The organism is Streptomyces sp. CC228A (genome assembly GCF_021390935.1).
Lineage (GTDB): Bacteria > Actinomycetota > Actinomycetes > Streptomycetales > Streptomycetaceae > Streptomyces.
The window spans coordinates 75126-97723 of record NZ_JAJPUI010000004.1 but is presented as its reverse complement, the minus strand read 5'-3'; the positions used below and the strand labels follow the sequence as shown (position 1 = coordinate 97723).

General features: G+C 75.3%; 14 protein-coding genes, 6 pseudogenes and 1 riboswitch. Of the genes and pseudogenes, 12 read left to right on the top strand and 8 right to left on the bottom strand.

The annotated features are described in order from the left end of the window. Positions 1-53: 53 nt before the first annotated feature. The 4 genes and pseudogenes from L6E17_RS13245 (at position 54) to L6E17_RS13230 (ending at position 5729) form a co-directional block, all read left to right on the top strand. Positions 54-614: a carbonic anhydrase gene (locus L6E17_RS13245; protein WP_236240977.1), complete on the top strand. Its 561-nt coding sequence runs from the start codon at positions 54-56 to the stop codon at positions 612-614. Between the two features lie 226 nt (positions 615-840). Beyond that, positions 841-1902 (top strand): AAA family ATPase, encoded by a 1062-nt coding sequence (locus L6E17_RS13240; protein WP_374109049.1) that lies wholly within the window; start codon positions 841-843, stop codon positions 1900-1902. Continuing rightward, positions 1902-3269, top strand: a pseudogene (locus L6E17_RS13235) (DUF58 domain-containing protein); the annotation flags it as partial. The gene L6E17_RS13240 and the pseudogene L6E17_RS13235, both read left to right, overlap by 1 nt. Before the next feature lie 34 nt (positions 3270-3303). After that, a pseudogene (locus L6E17_RS13230) lies at positions 3304-5729 on the top strand (DUF3488 and DUF4129 domain-containing transglutaminase family protein). Positions 5730-5983: 254 nt separating this feature from the next. Here the strand turns inward: L6E17_RS13230 and L6E17_RS13225 are convergent. The 3 genes and pseudogenes from L6E17_RS13225 to L6E17_RS13215 all read right to left on the bottom strand — a co-directional run bounded on the left by L6E17_RS13225 (position 5984) and on the right by L6E17_RS13215 (position 7891). Continuing rightward, on the bottom strand, positions 5984-6376 hold the full coding sequence (locus L6E17_RS13225) for a DUF3040 domain-containing protein (protein WP_236240976.1): 393 nt from the start codon (positions 6374-6376) through the stop codon (positions 5984-5986). Positions 6377-6641: 265 nt separating this feature from the next. Then, entirely contained in the window at positions 6642-7400 is a 759-nt protein-coding gene (locus L6E17_RS13220; protein WP_236240975.1) for a methyltransferase, read from the bottom strand. A 24-nt stretch (positions 7401-7424) separates the two neighbouring features. Beyond that, positions 7425-7891, bottom strand: a pseudogene (locus L6E17_RS13215) (SAV_6107 family HEPN domain-containing protein). A 711-nt stretch (positions 7892-8602) separates the two neighbouring features. Between L6E17_RS13215 and L6E17_RS13210 the strand changes: the two are divergent. From L6E17_RS13210 to L6E17_RS13190, 5 genes and pseudogenes are all read left to right on the top strand, one after another. After that, positions 8603-9427, top strand: coding sequence for an ATP-binding cassette domain-containing protein (locus tag L6E17_RS13210; protein WP_236241340.1), 825 nt, complete (start codon positions 8603-8605; stop codon positions 9425-9427). Then, positions 9399-11495: a YhgE/Pip domain-containing protein gene (locus L6E17_RS13205; protein WP_236240974.1), complete on the top strand. Its 2097-nt coding sequence runs from the start codon at positions 9399-9401 to the stop codon at positions 11493-11495. Before L6E17_RS13210 ends, L6E17_RS13205 begins: the two co-directional genes overlap by 29 nt. 56 nt (positions 11496-11551) lie before the next feature. Then, positions 11552-12163, top strand: coding sequence for a TetR/AcrR family transcriptional regulator (locus tag L6E17_RS13200; RefSeq protein ID WP_236240973.1), 612 nt, complete (start codon positions 11552-11554; stop codon positions 12161-12163). Positions 12164-12789: 626 nt separating this feature from the next. Beyond that, positions 12790-13398 (top strand): annotated as a pseudogene (locus tag L6E17_RS13195) (DUF4126 domain-containing protein); the annotation flags it as partial. 115 nt (positions 13399-13513) lie between these two features. Next, a pseudogene (locus tag L6E17_RS13190) lies at positions 13514-15015 on the top strand (phytoene desaturase family protein); the annotation flags it as partial. Between the two features lie 201 nt (positions 15016-15216). Here L6E17_RS13190 and L6E17_RS13185 read toward each other — a convergent pair. The 5 genes from L6E17_RS13185 to L6E17_RS13165 all read right to left on the bottom strand — a co-directional run bounded on the left by L6E17_RS13185 (position 15217) and on the right by L6E17_RS13165 (position 19936). Further along, a complete protein-coding gene (locus tag L6E17_RS13185) occupies positions 15217-16074 on the bottom strand; it encodes a hypothetical protein (RefSeq protein WP_236240972.1) in 858 nt (285 codons plus the stop codon). A gap of 51 nt (positions 16075-16125) precedes the next feature. Then, positions 16126-17040 carry a methylenetetrahydrofolate reductase [NAD(P)H] gene (gene metF, locus L6E17_RS13180; RefSeq protein ID WP_236240971.1) on the bottom strand — a complete coding sequence of 305 codons (915 nt, stop codon included), beginning with the start codon at positions 17038-17040 and terminating at the stop codon, positions 16126-16128. A gap of 174 nt (positions 17041-17214) precedes the next feature. Further along, on the bottom strand, positions 17215-17898 hold the full coding sequence (thiE, locus tag L6E17_RS13175; protein ID WP_236240970.1) for a thiamine phosphate synthase: 684 nt from the start codon (positions 17896-17898) through the stop codon (positions 17215-17217). A 103-nt stretch (positions 17899-18001) separates the two neighbouring features. Further along, the gene (locus tag L6E17_RS13170) at positions 18002-18367 is read right to left on the bottom strand and encodes an Rv2175c family DNA-binding protein (RefSeq protein ID WP_236240969.1); all 366 of its coding nucleotides are present in this window, start codon (positions 18365-18367) and stop codon (positions 18002-18004) included. Between the two features lie 402 nt (positions 18368-18769). Continuing rightward, complete coding sequence (locus L6E17_RS13165) at positions 18770-19936, bottom strand: NAD(P)/FAD-dependent oxidoreductase (RefSeq protein ID WP_236241339.1); 1167 nt, start codon at positions 19934-19936, stop codon at positions 18770-18772. A 242-nt stretch (positions 19937-20178) separates the two neighbouring features. Continuing rightward, positions 20179-20291: riboswitch (TPP riboswitch) on the top strand. Between L6E17_RS13165 and thiO the strand changes: the two are divergent. From thiO to L6E17_RS13150, 3 genes and pseudogenes are all read left to right on the top strand, one after another. After that, positions 20289-21451: pseudogene (gene thiO / locus L6E17_RS13160) on the top strand (glycine oxidase ThiO). It overlaps the preceding riboswitch by 3 nt. After that, entirely contained in the window at positions 21448-21669 is a 222-nt protein-coding gene (thiS, locus tag L6E17_RS13155) for a sulfur carrier protein ThiS (RefSeq protein ID WP_236240968.1), read from the top strand. The pseudogene thiO and the gene thiS overlap by 4 nt, the downstream one beginning before the upstream one ends. A 2-nt stretch (positions 21670-21671) precedes the next feature. Continuing rightward, positions 21672-22466 (top strand): thiazole synthase, encoded by a 795-nt coding sequence (locus L6E17_RS13150; RefSeq protein ID WP_236240967.1) that lies wholly within the window; start codon positions 21672-21674, stop codon positions 22464-22466. Positions 22467-22598: the final 132 nt, after the last annotated feature.

The following is a 22598-nucleotide window of genomic DNA, read 5'->3' as shown; positions in this document are numbered from 1 at the left end:
TGCCCCACTCTCACGGCGCGCCCGGCGGGCAGGTGCCCACTAACGTCGTATCCATGTCGACTTCTGCGCACCTCTCCACCGACTCGACGCACCCCGGACGTCCGGGCGACACGGTCACGGACCGCCTCGTCGAGGCCAACCACCGCTACGCGGCCAAGTTCACCGACCCGGGGATGGACGCCCGGCCCGTGCTCAAGGTCGCCGTGGTGGCCTGCATGGACGCACGCCTCGACCTGCACGCCGCCCTCGGCCTCAACCTGGGCGACTGCCACACCATCCGCAATGCGGGCGGCGTGGTCACCGACGACGTGATCCGCTCGCTCACCATCAGCCAGCGGGCCCTCGGCACCCGCAGCATCGTGCTCGTGCACCACACCGGGTGCGGCCTGGAGAAGATCACCGAGGGCTTCCGCGACGAGCTGGAGCAGGAGGTCGGGCAGCGTCCGACCTGGGCCGTGGAGGCCTTCCGGGACGTGGACCAGGACGTGCGGCAGTCCATGCAGCGTGTGCGGACGTCGCCGTTCCTCCAGCACACCAGCGATGTGCGGGGCTTCGTCTTCGACGTGACCACCGGCCTGCTCCGCGAGGTCGACCCGGCGCCGTCCGGCGAGTAGGAGACGGCTCAGCAGGACTGAGCCACGGGACGGAAACGACTGACAGCCGACATATCGCCCGCAGTTGTCCACAGGCGAGTGACACCGCGCTGAACGGCAACAAGAATGCGGGAGTGACACCTCCTCCGAACCGTCTCCGGTCCGGAGGCGGTGTCCGTGTTTCTGAGCTGGGCCCCGCCGCGGTGCGTCGCGCGACGGCCCCCGACGATGGGCCGAGGAGGGCCGGGTGACGACCTATGACGACCGAGCGAACGGTGGGGGCGCCCCCGCACGGACGCAGCCGGGCGCCGGGGAGGACCTGACCGCCACGGCGGAGCGGATCCGCCGGTCGGTGGAGGCGGTGATCGAAGGCAAGCCCGAGGTCGTACGGCTCGCGCTGACCGTGCTGCTGGCCGAGGGCCACCTCCTCATCGAGGACGTGCCCGGGGTCGGCAAGACGATGCTGGCCAAGGCGCTGGCGCGGTCCGTGGACTGCTCGGTGACCCGGATCCAGTTCACCCCCGACCTGCTGCCGTCCGACGTCACCGGCGTCTCGATCTACGACCAGCAGCGCCACGAGTTCGAGTTCAAGCCGGGCGCGGTCTTCTCGCAGATCGTGATCGGCGACGAGATCAACCGCGCCTCCCCCAAGACCCAGTCCGCGCTGCTGGAGTCGCTGGAGGAGCGCCAGGTCACGGTGGACGGCCGGTCGTACGAGCTGCCCGAGCCGTTCATGGTGGTCGCCACGCAGAACCCGGTGGAGATGGAGGGCACGTACCCGCTCCCCGAGGCGCAGCGGGACCGCTTCATGGCGCGCGTCTCGATGGGCTACCCCAGCGCCGACGCGGAGCTGCGGATGCTGGCGTCGCACGGCTCCGCGTCCCCGCTCGACGGCCTCCAGCCGGTCGCGCACGCCCACGACATCCTCAAGCTCATCGACTCCGTCCGCGGGGTCCATGTCGCGGAGGCGGTCCAGCGGTACGCCGTGGACCTGGTCGGGGCGACCCGGGCCCACCCCGAGCTGCGGCTGGGCGCCTCCCCCCGCGCCACGCTCCACCTGCTGCGCGCCGCGAAGGCGTCCGCCATGCTGAGCGGCCGCGAGTTCGCGCTGCCCGACGACCTCCAGGCGCTCGCCGTGCCCGTCCTCGCGCACCGGCTGCTGCTCACCGCGCAGGCGCAGATGAACCGGCGCACCGCGGAGCAGGTCGTGGTGGACATCCTGCAGCGCACCCCGGTGCCCGCGGTGGGCGGGCAGCCGCCGGTCGGCGCGTACTACGGCCAGCGGCACCCCGGCCTGCGGCGGCTGTGATGACGGCCGAGGCGCCCGCCGCCGGGCCGGACGGCCCGGTCAGGGGCGGGCTGCGGGGCGCCCTCGGCGGGCTGACCACCCGGGGCCGGTCCTTCCTGGCCGCGGGCATGGCGGCGGCGGTCTGCGCCTACGTGCTCGGGCAGACGGACCTCCTGCGGGTCGGGCTGCTGCTGGCCGTGCTGCCGCTGGTGTGCGTGGCCGTGCTCTACCGCACCCGCTACCGGGTCACGGCGGCACGGCGGCTGGCACCGCAGCGGGTGCCCGCGGGATCCGAGGCGCGGGTGCAACTGCGCATGGACAACGTCTCCCGGCTCCCCACCGGACTGCTGATGCTCCAGGACCAGGTGCCGTACGTGCTGGGGCCGCGGCCCCGGTTCGTGCTGGACCGGGTGGAGGCCGGCGGCAAACGCGAGGTGTCGTACCGGGTGCGCTCCGACCTGCGGGGCCGCTACCCGCTCGGACCGCTGCAACTGCGGCTGGGCGACCCCTTCGGGATGTGCGAGCTCACCCGCTCGTTCGCCGCCCACGACATGCTGACCGTCGTGCCGCGCACGGAGGCGCTGCCGCCGGTGCGGCTCGCCGGCGCGGCCCCCGGCCACGGCGACGGGCGGCAGCGCTCGCTCGCCCAGTCCGGCGAGGACGACGTGATCCCGCGGGGCTACCGGTACGGCGACGACCTGCGCCGGGTGCACTGGCGGTCCACGGCCCGGTACGGAGAGCTGATGGTGCGCCGCGAGGAGCAGTCCCACCAGGCCCGCTGCACCGTCCTGCTGGACACCCGCGCTGCCGGCTACGACGACGACGGCGGGCCGACCGCGCCGTTCGAGTGGGCGGTCTCCGGCGCGGCCTCCGCCGTGATGCACCTGCTGGAGCGGGGCTACGCGGTCCGCCTGCTGACGGACACCGGGGAGACACTCCCCGGAGACGGCTCCGACGGCCACACCGCCTCCGGGTTCGGCGCGGCCGAGACGGCGGGCCTGATGATGGACATGCTGGCGGAGGTCGACCACTCCGACGAGGAGGGCCTCTCCGGGGCGTACGAGGTGCTGCGCGGCGGCGGCGAGGGGCTGCTGGTGGCCTTCCTCGGCGTCCTCGACGCCGAGCAGGCGGCGCTGCTCGGCGGCCTGCGCACGCGGTCGGGAGCGGCGGTCGCCTTCGTACTGGACCAGGACGCCTGGTCCCGTGCGCGGTCCGCGGGGACCGGAGGCGCGCCCTCCGCCGCCGGTGCCGAGGCGGGGGCGGGCACCGTGCGGCAGCTGCGGCAGGCGGGGTGGACGGCGGTCGCGGTGCGGCCGGGCGACGTGCTCGCCGACCTGTGGCGGCACGCCGGGCGCGCCGCGGGCGGCCCCGCGGGGGCGCAGGGCGGTTTCGAGGAGACGGCGGGCCACTCGGGGGCTGGTCATGAGCACGGACATACGACTCGCGGTGTGCGCCCTGATCGCGACGCTGACCTCGGCGTGCGCCCTGCTCCCGCTGGTCAGCGGCGGCGACTGGCTGGTGCTCGCGGGCGTGCTGCTCGCCGTGGTGTCCGCGGCGGGAGCCCTGGCGCGCCGGGTGCCGCTGGCCCGCCCGCTGACGGCGCTGCTGCAGGCCGCGGTGGTGCTGGTGCTGCTCACGCTGGTCTTCGCGCGGGACCACGCGCTCGTCGGGCTGCTGCCCACCCCGCAGACCTTCGAGTGGTTCGGCACGCTCCTCACGCGGGGCGCGGACGATGTCGGGCAGTACGCGATCCCGGCGCCCACGACGGACGGCATCGAGCTGATGCTGGTCGGCGGGGTGCTGCTCGTCGGCCTGGCGGTGGACCTGCTGGCGGCGACCTTCCGCGCCGCGGCCCCGGCCGGGCTGCCGCTGCTGGCCCTGTACTCGGTGGCGGCCGGGCTGTCCGGCGGCGGCGGGCTCAGCTGGCTGTGGTTCCTGCTGGCCGCCGCCGGGTACCTCGTGCTGCTGCTGGCCGAGAGCCGCGACCGGCTCACGCAGTGGGGCCGGGTCTTCGGCGGCGCGGGCCGCCCGCACAGGACGGGCGCGCCGGCCTCCCGCTCGGCGGCCCCGCTGCGCACCGGTCGGCGGATCGGCGCCGTCGCGCTCGGGATCGCCGTGGCCGTGCCAGCGGCCCTGCCGTCGCTGGGCGGCGGCCTGCTGGACCGGGGCGGGAGCGGCGAGGGCGCGAACGGGGGCACCATCTCCGCGGTCAACCCGCTGGTGTCCCTGCAGGACAGCCTCAAGCAGCCGTCGGACCGCGAGGTGCTGCGCTACCGGACCACCGCGGAGGACCGCGACGAGCTGTACCTGCGGCTCGTGGCACTCGACCAGTTCGACGGCACCGCCTGGAAGACCTCCGTGCGGGCCGTGCAGGACGTGCCGCAGCGGCTGCCCGGGCCGACGGGACTGAGCGGCCGGATCGGCACGACGGAGATCCGCACGAACATCTCCGCGTCCGGTTCGTACGAGCAGAAGTGGCTGCCCATGCCGTTCCCGGCGACCGCCGTCGACATCGACGGCCGCTGGCGGTACGAGCCGGTGGGCCGGATGCTCGTCGGGGACGACGGGCAGACCACGAGCGGCGTCCGGTACTCCGTCAGCAGCCTGGCGGTGAACCCGACGGCCGAGCAGCTGGCCGCCGCGCCGGAGCCGCCCGGGACACTGCTGCGCGAGTACACCCGGGTGCCGGACTCGCTGCCCGCCGACGTGAAGGCCGCCGCGCTGCGCGTGACGGCGGGCACCTCGAACGACTACGAGCGCGCGGTGCGGCTGCAGGACTGGTTCACCACGCAGGGCGGCTTCCGCTACGACGTCGAGGTGTCGTCGGGCACGGGCGTCACAGCGATCTCCCGGTTCCTGAAGGACAAGGAGGGCTTCTGCGTCCACTTCTCCTTCGCCATGGCGGCGATGGCCCGCACGCTGGACATCCCGGCGCGGGTCGCCGTGGGGTTCATGCCGGGCAGGACGACGGCGGACGGCACGGTGTCGGTGGGCATCCGCGACGCGCACGCCTGGCCGGAGCTGTACTTCGAGGGTGTGGGCTGGACCCGCTTCGAGCCCACGCCGTCGCGGGGCTCGGCACCGGAGTACACGCGGCCGCAGGCCCCCGCGGGTGAGGACCCGGCGCCGGAGTCGTCCGCTCCGGCCGCCTCCGCGGCGCCGTCCTCGGCGGCGCCGTCGCCCTCGGACAGCTGCGCGGCGCCGGCGGGGGTCCCCGCAGTGGCCGGTGCGGTGCCCTGCCCCGGAGCCTCGCCGCAGGGCGGCGGGCCGGGGCAGGACTCCGGTGCGGCGGCAGCCCGGCGCTGCTGGTCGCGGCCGGTGCCGCGGCCGTGGTGCTGCTTCCGCTGCTGCCGATGCTGTGGCGGCGGCGGGTACGGGCCCGCAGGCTGGGCCCTCGCGGCCGTACCGCCGACGACGTGGCGGCCCGCACCCTCGCGGTGTGGGAGGAGGTCGTCGACACGGCGTGGGACCACGGGGTGCCCCCGGACGGGTCGCTGACGCCGCGCGGTACCGCCGCCCGGCTGGTGCGGCTCGGCGGGCTGGACGGCGACGCGGCCGAGGCGGTGCACCGGGTGGCGGGCGCGGTGGAGCAGGTGCTGTACGCGCCGCTGCCGCGGGCCACGCCCGGCCTCGCGGAGGACGCCGCTCGGATACGGGCCGGGCTGGGCGCCCGGCTCGGCCGCGGGGCCAGACTGCGGGCGGTGCTGGCGCCGCGGTCGGCGGCCCGCGTCGGGTGGGCCCTCGGGGACCGCTGGGCCGCCCTCGCCCGACGGGCGGCGGCCCTGCGCACACGGCCGGCGGCGGCCTGGTCGACCCTGCTGGGACGCCCGTCACGCCGGCGCGGCTGAGCGACGGGACACCCGGCCGCGCCCTGCGGCGGGCAGGAGCCGGTCCGACCGGGGCCCGCGGGCCGACAGGCGGCGAGCCCGGCCGGGCGCTGCCGCTGTGCTGCGGGAGCCCGGCCGGGTCCAGGGGGTGGGGCGGGGCAGCATGCCAGGGCGTACCCCTTGCCCGTACGTCTCCTGCACGGCTGCGGACATGAGTGAGGGGTGACCGCTTCGGCGGTCACCCCTCACTCATGTCCGTCTGTACGGGCCGCTGCTCAGTGGCCCTGCTCGTCGCGTCGGCGCTGCCAGCGCTCCTCGATCCGGTCCATCACCGAGCGGCGCTGCCGCTGGGCGCGGCCGCGGGGTGCGCCTCCGGCAGCGGGCTGCTCGCCCGGCTTCGGGGCCTTGCGCCATCCGGTCACCGCGAGCACCGCGCATCCCAGCATCACCAGGAAGCCGACGACGCTGATCCAGATCTGCTGGGCGACCATTCCGGCCATGAGGAGCGCGATACCCACCAGGAAACCTGCGACGGCCTGGTAGACCCGTCGCCGGGGGTACGTACGCAGCCCGGTTCCCTCGAGCGCTGTCGCGAACTTGGGATCTTCGGCGTACAGCGCTCGCTCCATCTGCTCGAGCATTCGCTGCTCGTGCTCCGAGAGCGGCACGGCGTCCTCCTCATCGTCGGTCGCGGGGGGCGACCGGTATGCGGCCCTTTCAGGATAGGCAGGGAATCGCCCCCGTGAAACCCGCCCTGGGTGCCAATTGCCGATCGGACCGCGATGCCGGTTCGGCTGGTGAGGCGTTGATTCCCCGTCGTCCGAACCGTCATGCCGGATGGTGTCCCTCGATCATACGGGGATCCTGGCGTGAACGGGGCGCCTGTGGCGTACTCCATCTGCGGTTGCGCCGCTGATCAGGCGCCTTCCGGGTTCAGGCGCGCTTTTCACCCAGCACGTGCAACTGGGTGGCGACCGCATGGAAGGCCGGCAGCTCGGCCGCGGCCGCCTCCAGCCGGAGCAGGGCCTCCTGGGCGCCGGGTTCCGTGTCCACGAGGACGCCGGGGACAAGGTCGGAGAAGATCCGCACCCCGTGCACGGGGCCGACGTCCAGCCCGGCGGCCGTGACGGCCTCGGAGAGCTGCTCGGCGGTGAAGCGGCGCGGCACGGGGTCGCTCTCGCCCCAGCGCCCGGCCGGGTCCGCGAGCGCCCGGTGCGCCTCCGTGAAGTGTCCCGCCAGCGCCCTGGTGAGGACGGCCCCGCCGAGGCCCGCGGCGAGCAGGCTCAGGGCGCCCCCGGGGCGCAGGGCCTCGCCGGCGAGGCGGACGCCTTCGGCCGGGTCGTCGACGTACTCCAGCACGCCGTGGAGGAGCACGACGTCGAAGCCGTCGCGCTCGACGACGTCGAACAGGTCGTGGATGTCGCCCTGGACCCCGCGGACCCGGTCGGCCACCCCCGCCTCGGCGGCGCGGCGCTCCAGCGCGAACAGCGCGTTCGGGCTCGGGTCCACCACGGTGACGACGTGCCCCAGGCGGGCGACGGGCACGGCGAAGTGGCCGCTGCCGCCGCCGGTGTCGAGGACGTCCAGCCTGTCCTTGCCGGTGGCCTTGACCCTGCGATCGAGGGCGTCCTCAAGAACGTCCCACACCACGGCGGTACGGAGGGAGGCGCGGGGGCGCTGCGGGTCCGACACGGCAGTTGACTCCTCGGTGACGGTCTACGGACCGTCCCAGCCTATGGCCTCCGGGGAGGTCCTCGGCCGCGGTGCCCCGCCCGGCGCGAGCAGGCGCTCCGCGAGGCGGAGGAACATGCCGGTGTCGCGGATCAGGTCGTCGGCGTCCCTGGCGGTGGCCGCGCCGGGTATGCCGGCCTCCGCGCGGGCCCTGCGGGCGGCGCCGCCGCGAAGAGCGCGCTCCACTCGGCGAGTTCCGGCGCCGTCTCCGGCAGCACGTCCCAGGCGCTGCGGATGCGGCGGCGGCCGCGGGGGTCCCGCTCGGGGCGGCCCCGTACGGCGATCACCGCGGCGGCGGTGCGCAGGGCGGCGAGGTGCGCGGTGGCGTACCGCTCGTTCGGGGTGTCGAGGGCGGCGGCTTCGGCCAGGCCGGCACGCGCCTGGGCGAGCAGGTCGAGTGCGGCGGGCGGTGCGGTGGCGCGGCGCGGCACGGGGTGGACGTCGCTCGCCATGGCGGACCTCCTGGCGTCGGGTGACGGCACGTCGATCGTCTGCGTCCATGGTGCGCCCCACCACTGACAATCCAGCTGACCTGCGGTTTTGCCATGATCTTCGACAGGCTGTAGCTTTTGGACTGACTGGTCAGTTCAAAACAGTTGGGGGAGGTCCGTGGAGAGCCCGGACATAGAGAGCCCTGCCGAAGGCGGCCGCGCCGGAGGAGACACGTCGCCGGCCGCCCCGGCCGACCGCCCGGCCGGGCAGCCCACCGCAGGGCAGACCGCCGCCGGTCCCGCCGCCGCTGGGGACACCGCTCCCCGCAACGGCGGCCCCGCCGCTGCGAGAAGCACCAGGGGCCCGCGCAACGCAGGGGGCACCAAGGGCGCGCGCACCACAGGGGGCGCCGAGGGCACGGGTACCGCGGGGGCGCCGCTACGGGATCCTCGGCGCCGGCCGCCGCACAGGACGGCAGCGGCCGGGACACGGCGGACACGAGCACCCCGGACGGCAGCACCTCCGCACCCGGGACCACAGTGGCCGCCGACGCACCGGCCACCCGCGCCCCGGGCGGCGGCACCGCGTCCGCCGGGACACCGGCCGAGAGCACAGCGGCCGCAGGTGGCACCGCCGGTGTCTCCGCCCGCCGGGCGGGCGGCAAGGGCCGCTTCCGCAGGACCGGGACCGCAGGTGGCACCGGCGCCTCGCAGCGGGGTGCCGCGGTCAGCGTGGAGGGACTCGGGGTGCAGGGGCCCCGCGGGTGGGCGTTCCGCGGGGTGTCGGGCACGGCGGCTCCCGGATCGCTGGTGGCGCTCGCCGGTCCGTCGGGCACGGGCAGGACCTGCCTGCTGCTCGCCCTCACCGGGCGGATGCGGATCAAGGAGGGCCACGCGGACGTCGGCGGGCTGCGGCTGCCCCGCAAGATGGCGGCCGTCCGCCGGATCAGCGCCCTCGCGCACGTACCCGGCGTGTCCGACCTGGACCAGGCGTTCACCGTGGGTGAGCACCTGCGGGAGGCGGCGCTGCTGCGGCGGCGCTTCGACGGCTCCCCGCTCGCGCTGCTGCGACCGCGCTCCGAGCGCGTCGCCGAGAACCGGCGCCGGATCGACGCGGCCCTGGAGGTCGCGGGCCTGGACCCGCAGAGCCTGCCGAAGGGCGAGCGGACCTCCGTGCGGGACCTGGAGCGGCTGGAGGCACTGCGGCTGTCGCTCGCGCTGGCGCTCGTCGGCGAACCGCGCCTGCTCGCCGTGGACGACACCGACCTGAAGCTCGGCGAGGCCGACGAGGCGGCCGCGTGGACGGCGCTGCGCGCGGTCGCCGACAGCGGCGTCACCGTGCTGGCCGTCTGCACGGAGGCCCCCGGGCAGGCCGACACCGTCATCCGCACGGAAGGCGGCGCCGGGGACGGCGCAGAGACCTCCGCCGGCACCGCGGAGACACGCACCAAGGACACCGGGGGCAGCGCCTCCGGAAGGCGGCGCACCCACACGAAGAAGACCGGGGACACCAAGGAGGGGGCGGCTGATGCGCTCGCCGAAACTGGCCGCGCTTGAGCTCAGGCGGTTCGGGCGGGGCAAGCTGCCGCGCGCCGCGCTGGTCGCGATTCTGCTGCTGCCGCTGCTGTACGGCGCGCTGTACCTGTGGTCGTTCTGGGACCCGTACGGCCGGCTCGACCGGATCCCGGTGGCGCTCGTGAACGACGACCGGGGTGCGACCGTCGACGGGAAGGAGGTCAACGCCGGCGACGACATCACCGAGGGCCTGCGCGAGAGCGCGGTCTTCGAGTGGCACGAGGTCAGTGACGCGAAGGCGCGCGAAGGCGTCGAGGACGGCACGTACTACCTGTCGCTCACCATGCCCGCCGACTTCAGCGCGCGCATTTCCTCCAGCTCGGGCGACTCCCCCGAGACGGGGGCGCTGGAGGTGCGGACCAACGACGCGAACAACTACATCGTCGGGCAGATCTCCCGCTCCGTGTTCTCCGAGGTCCGCACCGCGGCCTCGACGAAGTCGTCCCGCTCGTTCCTCGACAAGATCTTCATCTCGTTCTCCGACATCCACGACGCGACGGAGAAGGCGGCCAAGGGCGCCAACGACCTGAAGGACGGCGTCGGCAAGGCCAAGAAGGGCTCGGACGACCTCGTCGACGGCGTCGGGAAGACCAAGAACGGCAGCAGCGACCTGGCGACGGGCCTGAAGAAGATCGACGCCGGCGCCTCCGAGCTCGCGACCGGCACCCGCGAGATCGCCCAGGGCACCCAGCAGCTCGCCGACCGGGTCAACGGGACGGCGGCGCAGGCCCGCCCGTACCTGCGGGACAACGGCAAGAAGATCGGCGACACGGCGCGCCTGGTCTCCGACACCTCCAAGGCGGCGCAGCACAACCTGGACCGGATCGTCGAGCGCGGACCCGCGGCCCGCACCGTCGCCCACGCGTCCGCCGACCGGCTCACCGCCGCGCACACGAAGTACTGCGAGAAGGGCGAGGGCGTGGTGGACCCCTCCCCCGAGCTGTGCGAGGACCTGAAGGACGCCAAGGTCGCCGCGGCCGATGTCGCCGTGATCGCCGACGACCTCGCGGAGATCGCCAAGGACAGCGGCGGCGACCTGAAGAAGCTCGACGCGCAGCTCAAGGACCTCCAGAAGAAGGCCGACGACCTCGCCAAGCGGGCCCCGCACCTGAGCAGCGACGTGGACTACGCCGTCGCGAAGATCAACGAGCTGAACACCGGGGCGCAGAAGGTCTCCACCGGCATGTCGGAGCTGCACAAGGGCATCACCAAGAGTAAGAACGGCGCCGTCGGCCTCGACTCGGCCCTCGGCAGGATCAAGAAGGGCGCCAACGACCTGAGCGGCGGCCTGTACCAGCTCAAGGGCGGCTCCAACGAGCTGGCCAGCGGCCTGGACAAGGGCGTCGAGCAGATCCCCGACTACGGCAAGGAGGACCGGGACCGCCGCACGGAGGTCATGGCCGACCCGGTCAAGCTGGCCTCGCAGTCGCTGCACAAGGCGGCCAACTACGGCACCGGCTTCGCCCCGTACTTCATCCCGCTCTCCCTCTGGGTGGGCGCGATGGTGGCGTACATGCTGATCCAGCCGATGAACCGGCGGGCTCTCGCCGCGGGCGCCTCCGCCTGGCGGATCGCCTTCGCGGGCTGGCTGCCGGTGGCCGCGATCGGGCTGCTCCAGGTGGCCGCGCTGATGTCGGTGCTGCACTGGGGGCTCGGTCTGGAGATGGCCCGCGCCTCCGGGACGGTGGCCTTCCTGGCCCTGGTGACGGGCTGCTTCGCCGCGATCATCCAGTGGCTGAACGCCCGCTTCGGCGCGGCGGGCCGGATCCTCGTACTGGCGGTGCTGATGCTGCAGCTCACGTCGGCGGGCGGCACGTACCCCGTGCAGACGAGCCCGGGCTTCTTCAACGCGATCCACCCGTACCTGCCGATGACATACGTCGTCGAGGCGCTGCGGCGGCTCATCACGGGCGGTGGCATGGGCCCGGTCTGGCAGGCGTGCGCGGTCCTGACCGCGTTCACCGTGGGCGCCCTCGCCCTGACGGCCCTGTCGGCCCGGCGCAAGCAGGTGTGGACGTTCGACCGGCTGCACCCCGAGCTGAGCCTCTGAGGCCGCTGAGCCTGTCACGTGCAGGAAGGACCATCCGAGCTGTGAGAATCGACGCCATGGACACGCAGAGCCCCAGACGGCAGGCCACCCGTACGAAGCTGTACGAGGCGGCTGTCACCCTGATCGCCGAGCAGGGCTTCTCGGCGACGACGGTCGACGAGATCGCCGAGCGCGCGGGGGTCGCCAAGGGCACGGTCTACTACAACTTCAAGAGCAAGACCGAGCTCTTCGAGGAGCTGCTGCGGCACGGCGTCGGGCTGCTCACGGCCTCGCTGCGCTCCGCCGCCGACGAGACGGCGGAGCGCGGCGGGACCCGGGTGGAGGCGCTGGACGCGATGATCAGGGCCGGTCTGGTCTTCATCGACCGCTACCCGGCCTTCACCCAGCTCTACGTCGCCGAGCTGTGGCGCACGAACCGCGCCTGGCAGTCCACGCTGCTGGTGGTGCGCCAGGAGGCGGTCGCCGTGGTGGAGGACGTGCTGCGGGAGGGCGTCGAGAACGGCGAGCTGAGCGGGGACATCGACATCCCGCTCACCGCCGCCGCGCTGGTCGGGATGGTGCTCGTCGCCGCTCTGGACTGGCAGGCGTTCCAGCGTGAGCGGTCCCTGGACGACGTCCACGCCGCGCTGTCCCGGCTCCTGCACGGGCGGGTCAGCGGCGGGCGCTGACGAGCGCCGGGGCGGCACAGCCGACGGACCGCCGCCGACCGCGGACCGCAGGCGGGAACCCGCGTGCGGAGACCGCTGCCGGGCACTGCGGCCGCGTACCGCGTGCCGCCCGCACCGGCGGCGGGACGTCCGAACGATGGCAGGGCACGCCGGTACCGCACACCGACCGGCAGGGCAGCCGACCGGCGACCGGCGCCGCGGATGGCGCTCACCGGCCGGGTCGCACCGGAAGGTCACCGCCGGGTGGCGCACGCCGGGCGGGTCGCGCCGGAAGGGCGCCGCGGGTGCCGCGCAGCGGCCGGGCCGGTGCCTGACCGGCGGTCGGGCGCCGACCCGGCGCACCGCTGCCGGGTACGGGAAAGCGCCGGTCCTTCGAGGCTCGATCCCCCCGAGCCCCGCCGGACCGGCGCGCTGTTCCCCCGGTCTTCCCCCGTCTCCCCCGTCTCCCCCGTGCGGCCGGTACGCGGCGCCTGCTCCGCCGCCCCGTGTCGGCGGTGCCGGCGCCGCGTCCTTCCGTGGTCCCCACTCTCCCGTCCCGGCGGGCCTCGGCCCATCCGCATCGCTACTCATCCCGCGGAATGAGTACGGATACTCAGTGCCCGCGCCGCTGACTACGATCGTCGCTCGTGTCCGTACTCCCCCTGGTCTTCACAAGCGGCTGGGCTAGCGGGATCAACGCGTACGCGGTGGTCCTGCTCCTCGGCATATTCGGCGCGACCGGTGTCGCGGAGGGCGTCCCCGAGACGCTCCAGCGCCCCGACGTCCTGATCGCGGCCGGCGTCCTCTTCCTGGTCGAGGCGGTGGCCGACAAGATCCCGTACGTCGACAGCGCCTGGGACTCCGTCCACACCGTGGTCCGGCCGCTGGCGGGCGCCGTCGTGGCCGCCCTGCTCGCGGGCGAGAGCGGATCACTCCCGGAGCTGGCGGCTGGCGCGGTCGGCGGCTCGACGGCGCTGGTCAGCCATCTGGTCAAGGCCGGCACGCGCATGGCCGTCAACACCTCCCCCGAGCCGGTCAGCAACATCGCCGTCAGCCTCGCCGAGGACCTCGGCGTCGCCGGGCTCATCACCTTCGCGGTCTTCAACCCGGTCGCGGCGGCCGTCATCGCCGCCGTGCTGCTGGTGCTCGGCGTGGCCACGGTGCTGTTCCTGGTCAGCCGCATCCGGCGGTTCCGGCGCAGGCGCGCGGAGCGGCGGGCCGAGAAGCGCATGGCCGCGGCCGGGCCGCTCCCGCCTCCCCGGCCGGCTGAGCCGCCCGACCTCCGCCCGCCTCCATCCGCGCTGCCGGCACCGTCCGCGCTCCCGGCACCTGCCGGGACCGGCTGCCGACGGCGGCTTATAGAGTCCTGGCATGGCACGGATTGCGGTGATCGGCGCCGGGATGGGCGCCATGGCGGCTGCCGCCCGGCTGGCCGTGGCGGGCCACCGGGTGACGGTGTACGAGCGGACGGAGACGTACGGCGGGTCGGTCCGCCGGTTCGAGCGGGACGGTTTCGGTTTCGACACCGGCCCGGGTCTGCTGCACCTGCCGGCCGTCTACCGGGACCTGTTCGTCAAGACGGGCAAGGAGCCGCTGGAAGCGTGCGTCGAGCTGGCGCAGGTGGACCCGGCGAGCCGGCACGTCTTCGCCGACGGCACGGCGGTGTCCCTGCCGAACGCCTCGCGGGCCGGGGTCGTCGCGGCCCTGGACGGTGCGCTCGGTGCCGGCTCCGGCGAGCGGTGGGCGGCGTTCCTGAACCGGGCGCGCGAGGCGTGGGACCGGTCGCGGCGGCCCCTGCTGGAGGAGCCGCTGCCCGCGGACCCGTCGCCGTTCTCCCGCGACCCGTACCCCGCGCCGCCGACCGGGCTGCTGCGCCGGAGGGCCGCGACGCTGGCGGAGGTCGGGCGCAGGGAGCTGGGTGACGAGCGGCTCGCGGCGCTGCTGGAGGGGTACGCGCTGGCGTACGGTCTGGCCCCGGTCTCCGCTCCCCCGTCCGCCGCCGTCCTGCCGTACATGGAGCAGACGTTCGGCACGTGGTACGTGCGCGGGGGCCTGCGGGCGCTGGCCGACGCGGTGTACGGGCGGTGCCTGGCCCGGAAGGTCGCGTTCGTGTTCGGGGCGGCCGTGGCGGAGGTCGTGGAGAAGGCCGGGCGGGCCGCCGGGGTGCAGCTCGCGGACGGGACCCTCGTCGAAGCTGACCACGTGGTGGCGGGGGCGCCCGTGCCGGCGCTGTACCGGGACCACGTCGCCGCGTGGGAGCGGCAGGACGACTGGCCGCGCTTCGCCTGGGGCGCGCGGACCGGGCGGGTCGTGGTGTGCCTGGCGCTGCGCGGGGCGCGGGACGCGCAGGCCGCGCACAGGACGGTGGTCCACGCGCCGCCGGCGGGCGGTGAGTCGGCGGCCCTCGCGGAGGGCGGGCGGCTGCCCGAGCGGCCCACGGTGACGGTGCTGCGCCCGGACGACCCTGCGCTGCGGCCGGACGAGGGGCACGAGGCGGTGACGGTGACGGCGGCGGTCCCGGCGGGCGGCCTGTGGGACGGCGGGGGCCTCGCCCCGGAGGCAGTCGAGGCGTTCGCGGACCGGATGGTGGCGGCCGCCGAGGCGGCGGTACCGGGGCTGCGGGAGCGGATCCTGTGGCGCGCGGTGCGGACGCCGGCGGACACCTTCCGCGAGACGGGGAGCACGCGGTGCCGGGCCCGGCCCTGGCGGGTGCCGGCGGGGCGCTGCTGCCCGCGGCGAACCCGGCGCCGCTGCCGGGGCTGTACTTCGCGGGCGGATGGGCCCACCCGGGCGGCGGTCTTGCGCACGCCGGGATGTCGGGGGCGCTGGTGGCGGGCCTGATCGTGGAGGGCGCGGACTTCCGCGGGTCCCGCTGCCGGCGGCGCCCTCCCCGGGCGGGACGCTCCGGTGGGGGCCCGCGGCAGCGCGGGGCGGTCGGTCCGGCGTGCGCGGTCCCGGCGGGCGTTGGGAGCGAGGCACGTGCACCCGCAGCCCGCCGGTCCACCGGTCGGGGACACCGACGGCCAGGGCGGGGCTGCGGGTGGGCGGAGGCGCCGGTCAGCAGCGGCCGGGGGTCAGTAGCGGTACGTGTGCCCGGTCTGGTCGTAGTCGTACGGGCCCGGCTGGTCCTGCGGCTGCGGCGGGTAGGGCTGCTCCGCGTCGCGCTGCGGCGGCACCCAGACCCCGCCGGGCGGGGTGTCCATGCCGTACTGCCCGGTGTAGGGGCCGGCGTACTGCTGCCCGACCGGGTAGCCGTCGTGGGCGGGGGAACCGTAGGGCTGCCCCGCAGCGGTCGTGGTGGTGCCGATGTACGGGTCGGAGTAGGCGGCGTAGCCCTGCTGCTCGCCGCCGTAGCCGTAGCCGTACGCCCCGGTGTACTCGCCCGTGCCGTAGTCCGGGTAGGCGCCGTAGGCGGCCGTGGCGGCGGACGGGTCGGCGGTGCCGGCACCGTACGGGCCGTACGCGCCCGTGTCCTCGGGCTGCGGCGGGGCGTCCTGGGCGGGGGTGTCGTCATCGGTGTCCCGCGCGGGGCGGGAGTCCCGGTCCGCCCCGTCGCGGTCGTCGTCCGCGTACTCCAGGCCGGAGACCTCCAGGCCGGAGACCTCCAGGCCGGAGACCTCCAGGGTGGGCCCGGCGTCCTTCGGCCTGGTCCTGCGGCGGCGGCTGGCGCCGGGACGGCCGCCGAGCGCCCAGCCGGTCGAGAAGCCGCGGAGGAACGACAGGGTGACGCAGGTCTGGCCGATCCCGAAGGCGACGGCCCCGGCGATGATCAGCGGGATGGAGGACGCGAGGACGCCGGCGACGACGCCGAGGAAGCCGAAGAACGCGACCAGTCTCCAGCGCAGCCGCGCCTTGTACTGCAGGAGCACCTCGCCGAGCAGCCACAGCGCGACGACGCCGAACGCGACGTAGAGGACCGTCCACCAATCCATGCCCGCCCCTCTCCTTCGGCCGCAGCCTGGGGGACTGACGGGTGCGGCCGGTCAGGACTGCGTGTGCAGTCCGAGGTTCTCGTAGATCTCGAGCGTCGCCGTGGAATTGTTGAGCGTGATGAAGTGCAGTCCGGGCACACCCTCGGACAGCAACCGTGCGCAGAACTCCGTCGCGAACTCTAGACCTACGGAGCGTACAGCCGCCGCGTCGTCCTTGACCGCGAGGATCCGCTCTTTCACGGCGGCCGGGAACTGAGCGTTGCTGAGCTGTGGCAGCCTGTCGAGCTGCCGTACGGCGGTGACCGGCATGACCTCCGGGATGACGGGGGTGTCGCAGCCCGCGGCGGCGACCCGGTCGCGCAGCCGCAGGTAGTGCTCGGGGTCGAAGAACATCTGGGTGATGGCGTAGTCGGCGCCGGCCCGGCACTTGTCGACGAAGTGGCGGACGTCGGTGTCCCAGTCCGCGGACCTCGGGTGCATCTCGGGGAACGCGGCGACGCCCACGCAGAAGTCGCCGGCCTCCTTGATGAGGCGGACGAGGTCGGCCGCGTAGTGGAGGCCCTCAGGGTGGGGCACCCACGGGCCCATGGGGTCGCCGGGCGGGTCGCCGCGCAGGGCGAGCATGTTGCGGATCCCCGCGTCGGCGAACTGGCCGATCATGTTCCGCAGCTCGGCGACGGAGTGGCCGACGGCGGTCAGGTGGGCGACCGGGGTGAGCGTGGTGTCGGCGGCGATGTCCTGGGTGGCCTTGACGGTCCCCTCCCGGGTCGACCCTCCGGCACCGTACGTGACGGACACGAAGCTCGGGGCCACCGCCTCGACGCGGCGCAGCGCGTTCCAGAGGTTCCGCTCGCCCTTCTCGTTCTTGGGCGCCCAGAACTCGAAGGAGTACGTGGTGCCGTTCGCGAGCAGGTCGCGCACGGTGCGTGCGCGATCCGTCCTGGTGGAGGGTGTGCCTAGGGCCATACCGGCAGGTTAGCCACCGGTGGATCGCTCACCCAACCAGAGCAGGGGGATTTATCCGACTTGCCGGAATCTTGTCCACGGAGTGGACGGTGAGCGCCCGAAATGGCCAGTTCGGAGCCCCCGGCGTCCCACCATATGGACACCGGGGATCCACGGGCACCGCGGCCGGTCCGCCTACCCGGCGGCGCGCTCCCGTATCCGGCGGGCGAGCTCGGCGGTGGCGGCGGCCGGGTCGTCGGCCTCCGTGATGGCCCGGACCACCACGACGCGGCGGGCGCCCGCGTCCAGGACCTCGTCCAGGTTCCCCGCGTCGATGCCGCCGATGGCGAACCACGGGCGGTCCTGGGCGAGCGAGGCCGCGTACCGGACGAGGCCGAGGCCCGGGGCGTACCGGCCCGGCTTGGTGGGGGTGGGCCAGCAGGGTCCGGTGCAGAAGTAGTCCACGCCGGGCTCCGCGACCGCCCGGTCCACTTCGGCCTCGGCGTGCGTCGACCGCCCGATCAGCACCCGGTCACCGAGGATGGCGCGCGCGGCCGGGACGGGCAGGTCGCCCTGGCCGAGGTGGAGGACGTCGGAGCCGGCGGCGTGCGCCACGTCGGCGCGGTCGTTCACGGCGAGCAGTCTGCCGTGCCGGCGGCAGGCGTCGGCGAGGACGGCCAGGTGCTCCAGCTCCTCGCCCGCCTCCATGCCCTTGTCGCGCAGCTGCACGATGTCGACGCCGGCACCGAGCACGGCGTCGAGGAACTCGGGGAGGTCCTTCTGCCGGGTGCGCGCGTCCGTGCACAGGTACAGCCGGGCGTCGGCCAGGCGGTCGCGGGCGCTGCCGGAGGCGGCTGCGGCGGAGGCGGTGGTGGACATCAGGCGGTGTTCCCCCCGGTGGTGGGGCGGTGCGCGGGCAGGGGGCACAGGGCCCCGACCGCGCACCGCCCGGTGTGTCGGTGTGTGCTGGGTCGGTTCCGGATCAGACGGCGAGCGCCTGGGCGCGGCGCTTCACCTCCGTGCCGCGGTTCTCCGCCAGGGCCTGCGCGGGCGTGCCCGGCAGGGACGGGTCCGGAGTGAAGAGCCACTCCAGCATCTCCTCGTCGGTGAAACCGTCGTCCCTCAGGAGGGTCAGGGTGCCGGACAGGCCCTTGACGACCCGGCCGTCCTTGATGAAGGCGGCGGGCACCTGGAGCGTGCGGTTCTCACCGCGGCGCACGGCGATCAGCTGGCCCTCCTTGACGAGCTGCCGCACCCGGGTCACCTCGACGCCCAGGAGCTCGGCGATGTCGGGAAGGTGCAGCCAGGCGGGGACAAGCGCATCGATGTTCGCGTCAATCTCGGTCACACGACAAGCCTGCCATCCCCCGCTGACAGCCGGTAGCCGGGCCGGGCCTTCCGAGGCACCGCGCCGGCTGCCCCGGACCGCAGGCCGCCGCCGCCCGGCGCACGTCGCCCCCTGCCCGCCCTCCGCAGCCGACCGTGCACCCCGCCCCGCCGCGCCCCGGGGGCCGCCCCTCCCGCGCCGGACACACGCCCACCCCGGGGCCGGGCCACCGCTCGCCCGCCAGGCCTCCGATGACCGCCCGGGCACCGTGCAGCCCCGGACCGGGGCCCACAGCGCGACCCCGGAGGCCCACCGCAGCCGACCGCCCTCCGCAGCCGACCGCGCCGGCGGTGCGGCCCCCGCGTGCCGGGCACCGGACTCGGCCGCGGAGCACCGGGGCGCCGCCGGCGCCGAGCGCCCGGCTCAGCCGCGTACCGCCGCCTTGAGCGGCACCGAGGGGTCGGCGACGCGGGCCGGGTCGAGCGGCGCCCCCGACTCGATGAGCCGCCGCCCCTGGGCCAGGTCGCGCGGCCGGCCCACCGCGAGCAGCCCCACCAGCGCGTCCCCGCGCAGCCACGCCACCGACCAGGCGGCGTCGGCCGGGTCGCCGCGCCGCACCGCCGTGTCCGCGCCCGCGTGGTGCCCCGCGTACTGGACGAACCGGCCGAACTGCTCGGACCAGAAGTACGGCACCGGGTCGTACGGCGCACCGGTCGCGCCGAGGATGTCCGCGGCGACCGTGCGGGGGCCCTGCAGGGCGTTGTCCCAGTGGTGGACGAGCAGCCGCCGCCCGTAGCGGGCGGACGGGAAGGAGGCGCAGTCGCCGACGGCGTACACGTCCGGGACCAAGGTGCGCAGCCGGTCGTCGGCGGTGACGGAGCCGTCCGGGCCGAGCTCGACGCCGGATCCGGCCAGCCAGCCGGTCGCGGGTCGGGCGCCGATCCCGACCACGACGGCTTCGGCGGGCAGCTCGCGGCCGTCCTCCAGCACGACCCGGCCCGGTTCGACCCGCGCCACGCGCGCGTGCGTCAGCAGCCGGGCCCCGCTCTCCTCGTACCAGCCGGCCATCGGCGCGGCCACCTCGGCGGGCAGCGCCCCGGCGAGGGGGTGCCCGGCCGCCTCCACGACGGTCACCGCGCAGCCCGCCTCGCGGGCGGCCGTGGCGAACTCGGCGCCGATCCAGCCGGCGCCGACCACCACGACGTCGCGCCCGGCCGCCAGCACCGGGCGCAGCCGCTCCGCGTCGTCCAGGGTGCGCAGCAGGTGGACGCCGGGCACCCCCGCCGCCCCGGGCAGGGTCGCCGGCACGGCGCCGGTGGCGAGGACGAGCACGTCGTACGGGACGGGGCCGGCCTCCGTGTCGACCTCGTGGTCGCGCGGGCGCAGCGCGGACACCTCCACGCCGAGGCGGAGTTCGACGCCGAGCGCTTCGAAGTCCACGTCGAAGGCGGAACCCTCGGCCTTGCCGAGGAGGTAGGCCTTGGACAGCGGCGGCCGGTCGTACGGCTGGTGCGGTTCGGCGCCGATGATGCGCACGGGTCCGGTGAACCCCTGCTCGCGCAGGGCCACGGCGGTCTGCACGCCCGCCATGCCGGCGCCGGCGATGACGACGGTCCGCTCGGCGGGGTTCTCCGCCGCGGTCCGCGGGGCCTCCCCGGCCTGCTGCTCCTGCCTCTGCCCGCTCTGCCGCGTCGGTTCGCTCTGGCGCTCGCTCACCCCGCCACCTTACGCACCTGACGGCCCGTCAGGACAGCCGGCGGCGTGCCGCCGGGCGGGCGCGCCCGCGGCGGGCGGCCCTACTGCCCGCGGCCGGGTGGGGTTAGTCTGGCCGCCAACGCACTCGCGGGAGCCCGGGGCACCGGGCTGAGAGGGAGGCTGCCGCCGCCTCCGACCGTACGAACCTGATCCGGGTCATGCCGGCGAAGGGAGGGGCTGGACGCCCATGTCGCGCACGAGCGCAGGTACGACACCAGACGTCCTCGTCATCGGGGGCGGGATCATCGGCCTGGTCACGGCCTGGCGGGCGGCGCAGCGGGGTCTGCGCACCGCCGTGGCGGACCCCGAGCCCGGCGGCGGCGCCGCCCAGGTCGCGGCGGGCATGCTCGCTGCGGTCACCGAGCTGCACTACGGCGAGGAGACCCTGCTGCGGCTCAACCTCGCCTCGGCGGAGCGCTACCCGGACTTCGTCGCCGAACTGGAGGACGCCACCGGGCGGGACGTCGGCTACCGGGCGTGCGGCACGCTCGCCGTGGCGCTGGACGCCGACGACCGCGCCCACCTGCGGGAGCTGCACGCGCTCCAGCAGCGCTGCGGGCTGCGCTCGGAATGGCTGAGCGGGCGGGAGTGCCGCCGCCTCGAACCGATGCTGGCGCCCGGCGTGCGGGGTGGGCTGCGGGTCGACGGCGACCACCAGGTGGATCCCCGGCGGCTGGCGGCGGCGCTGGTCGCGGCGTGCGGGCGGGCCGGGGTCGTGTTCCACCGCGCCTGGGCGGAGCGGCTGTCCGCGGCCGGGGACCGGGCGCGCGGCGCGTCCTCGCGGACGGCACGGAGGTGGCCGCCGGGCAGGTGGTGCTGGCGGGGGGCAGCCGCAGCGGCCGCCTCGCCGGCGTCCCGCCGGAGGTCCTCCCCCCGGTGCGGCCGGTGAAGGGCCAGGTGGTCCGGCTGTCCGTGCCGGAGGCGTACGCGCCGTTCCTGAGCCGCACGGTCCGGGCCGTGGTGCGGGGCAGCCATGTGTACCTCGTGCCGCGGGAGAGCGGCGAGCTGGTGGTGGGCGCGACCAGCGAGGAGCTCGGCTGGGACACGACCGTCACCGCGGGCGGGGTGTACGAGCTGCTGCGGGACGCGCACGAGCTGGTGCCGGGCATCACGGAGCTGCCGCTGACCGAGACCAGGGCGGGGCTGCGGCCCGGCTCGCCCGACAACGCGCCGCTGCTGGGGCCCTCGGCGCTGCCCGGCCTGCTGCTGGCGACGGGGCACTACCGCAACGGCGTGCTGCTGACACCGGTGACCGGGGACGTGATGGGGGCGCTCCTCGCCACCGGGGAGCTCCCCGAGGAGGCCCACGCCTTCACGCCCGCCCGTTTCACCCCCGTAGGAGTGTCATGACCGCCCACGCACCGACCGTGACCGTGTCCGTGAACGGCGAGCCGCGTGCGCTCGCCGCGCCGCTGACGCTGGACGCCCTCGTCGCCACGCTCACCACCGCGCCGAGCGGGGTGGCCGCGGCCGTGAACGAGACGGTCGTCCCGCGCACCGAGTGGCCCGCGACGGAACTGACCGACGGGGACCGGGTCGAGGTCCTGACCGCCGTACAAGGAGGCTGACCATGGCTGACGACCGGCTGACCATCGCCGGCACCGCGTTCAACTCCCGGTTGATCATGGGGACGGGCGGCGCGCCCAGCCTGGACGTGCTGGAGCGGGCGCTCGTGGCGAGCGGCACCGAGCTGACGACGGTGGCGATGCGCCGCATCGACCCGACGGTCCACGGCTCCGTCCTGTCCGTCCTGGACAGGCTGGGCATCAGGGTCCTGCCGAACACGGCGGGCTGCTTCACGGCGGGCGAGGCCGTGCTGACCGCCCGGCTGGCGCGCGAGGCGCTGGGCACGGACTGGATCAAGCTGGAGGTCGTCGCCGACGAGCGCACGCTGCTGCCGGACCCGGTCGAGCTGCTGGAAGCCGCGGAGACGCTGGTCGACGACGGCTTCACGGTCCTGCCGTACACCAGCGACGACCCGGTCCTGGCCAGGAGGCTGGAGGACGTCGGCTGCGCCGCGATCATGCCGCTGGGTTCACCCATCGGCTCCGGGCTGGGCATCCGCAACCCGCACAACTTCCAGCTCATCGTGGAGCAGGCCGGGGTGCCGGTGATCCTGGACGCGGGCGCGGGGACGGCGTCGGACGCGGCGTCGGCGATGGAGCTGGGGTGCGCGGCGGTCATGCTGGCCTCCGCGGTCACCCGCGCGCAGGAGCCGGTCCTGATGGCCGAGGCCATGCGGCACGCCGTGGCCGCCGGGCGCCTCGCCCACCGCGCCGGCCGCATCCCCCGCCGCCACTTCGCCCGCGCCTCCTCCCCCGCCGAGGGCCGCCCGGCCCTCGACCCGGAACGCCCGGCCTTCTGAGCCGCCCCGCAGCGCGGACCCCGGGCCCGCACGGTCGGGCGCCCGGCCCGCCGCAGGCCGCGGGCCTGCCAGTGTCACAAGTCGGATGCACTGCGGGGACGGTCATGTACAGGACGACAGGGGGCGCGTGAG

Bases quoted from the DNA above. Each gene is read 5' to 3' on its own strand.
- L6E17_RS13245 (WP_236240977.1), top strand. From the start codon at position 54: ATGTCGACTTCTGCGCACCTCTCCACCGACTCGACGCACCCCGGACGT.
- L6E17_RS13150 (WP_236240967.1), top strand. From the start codon at position 21,672: ATGGCTGACGACCGGCTGACCATCGCCGGCACCGCGTTCAACTCCCGG.
- L6E17_RS13205 (WP_236240974.1), top strand. From the start codon at position 9,399: ATGCGCTCGCCGAAACTGGCCGCGCTTGAGCTCAGGCGGTTCGGGCGG.
- L6E17_RS13200 (WP_236240973.1), top strand. From the start codon at position 11,552: ATGGACACGCAGAGCCCCAGACGGCAGGCCACCCGTACGAAGCTGTAC.
- L6E17_RS13185 (WP_236240972.1), bottom strand. From the start codon at position 16,074: ATGGATTGGTGGACGGTCCTCTACGTCGCGTTCGGCGTCGTCGCGCTG.
- thiS (WP_236240968.1), top strand. From the start codon at position 21,448: ATGACCGCCCACGCACCGACCGTGACCGTGTCCGTGAACGGCGAGCCG.
- L6E17_RS13165 (WP_236241339.1), bottom strand. From the start codon at position 19,936: ATGGCGGGCGTGCAGACCGCCGTGGCCCTGCGCGAGCAGGGGTTCACC.
- thiE (WP_236240970.1), bottom strand. From the start codon at position 17,898: ATGTCCACCACCGCCTCCGCCGCAGCCGCCTCCGGCAGCGCCCGCGAC.
- metF (WP_236240971.1), bottom strand. From the start codon at position 17,040: ATGGCCCTAGGCACACCCTCCACCAGGACGGATCGCGCACGCACCGTG.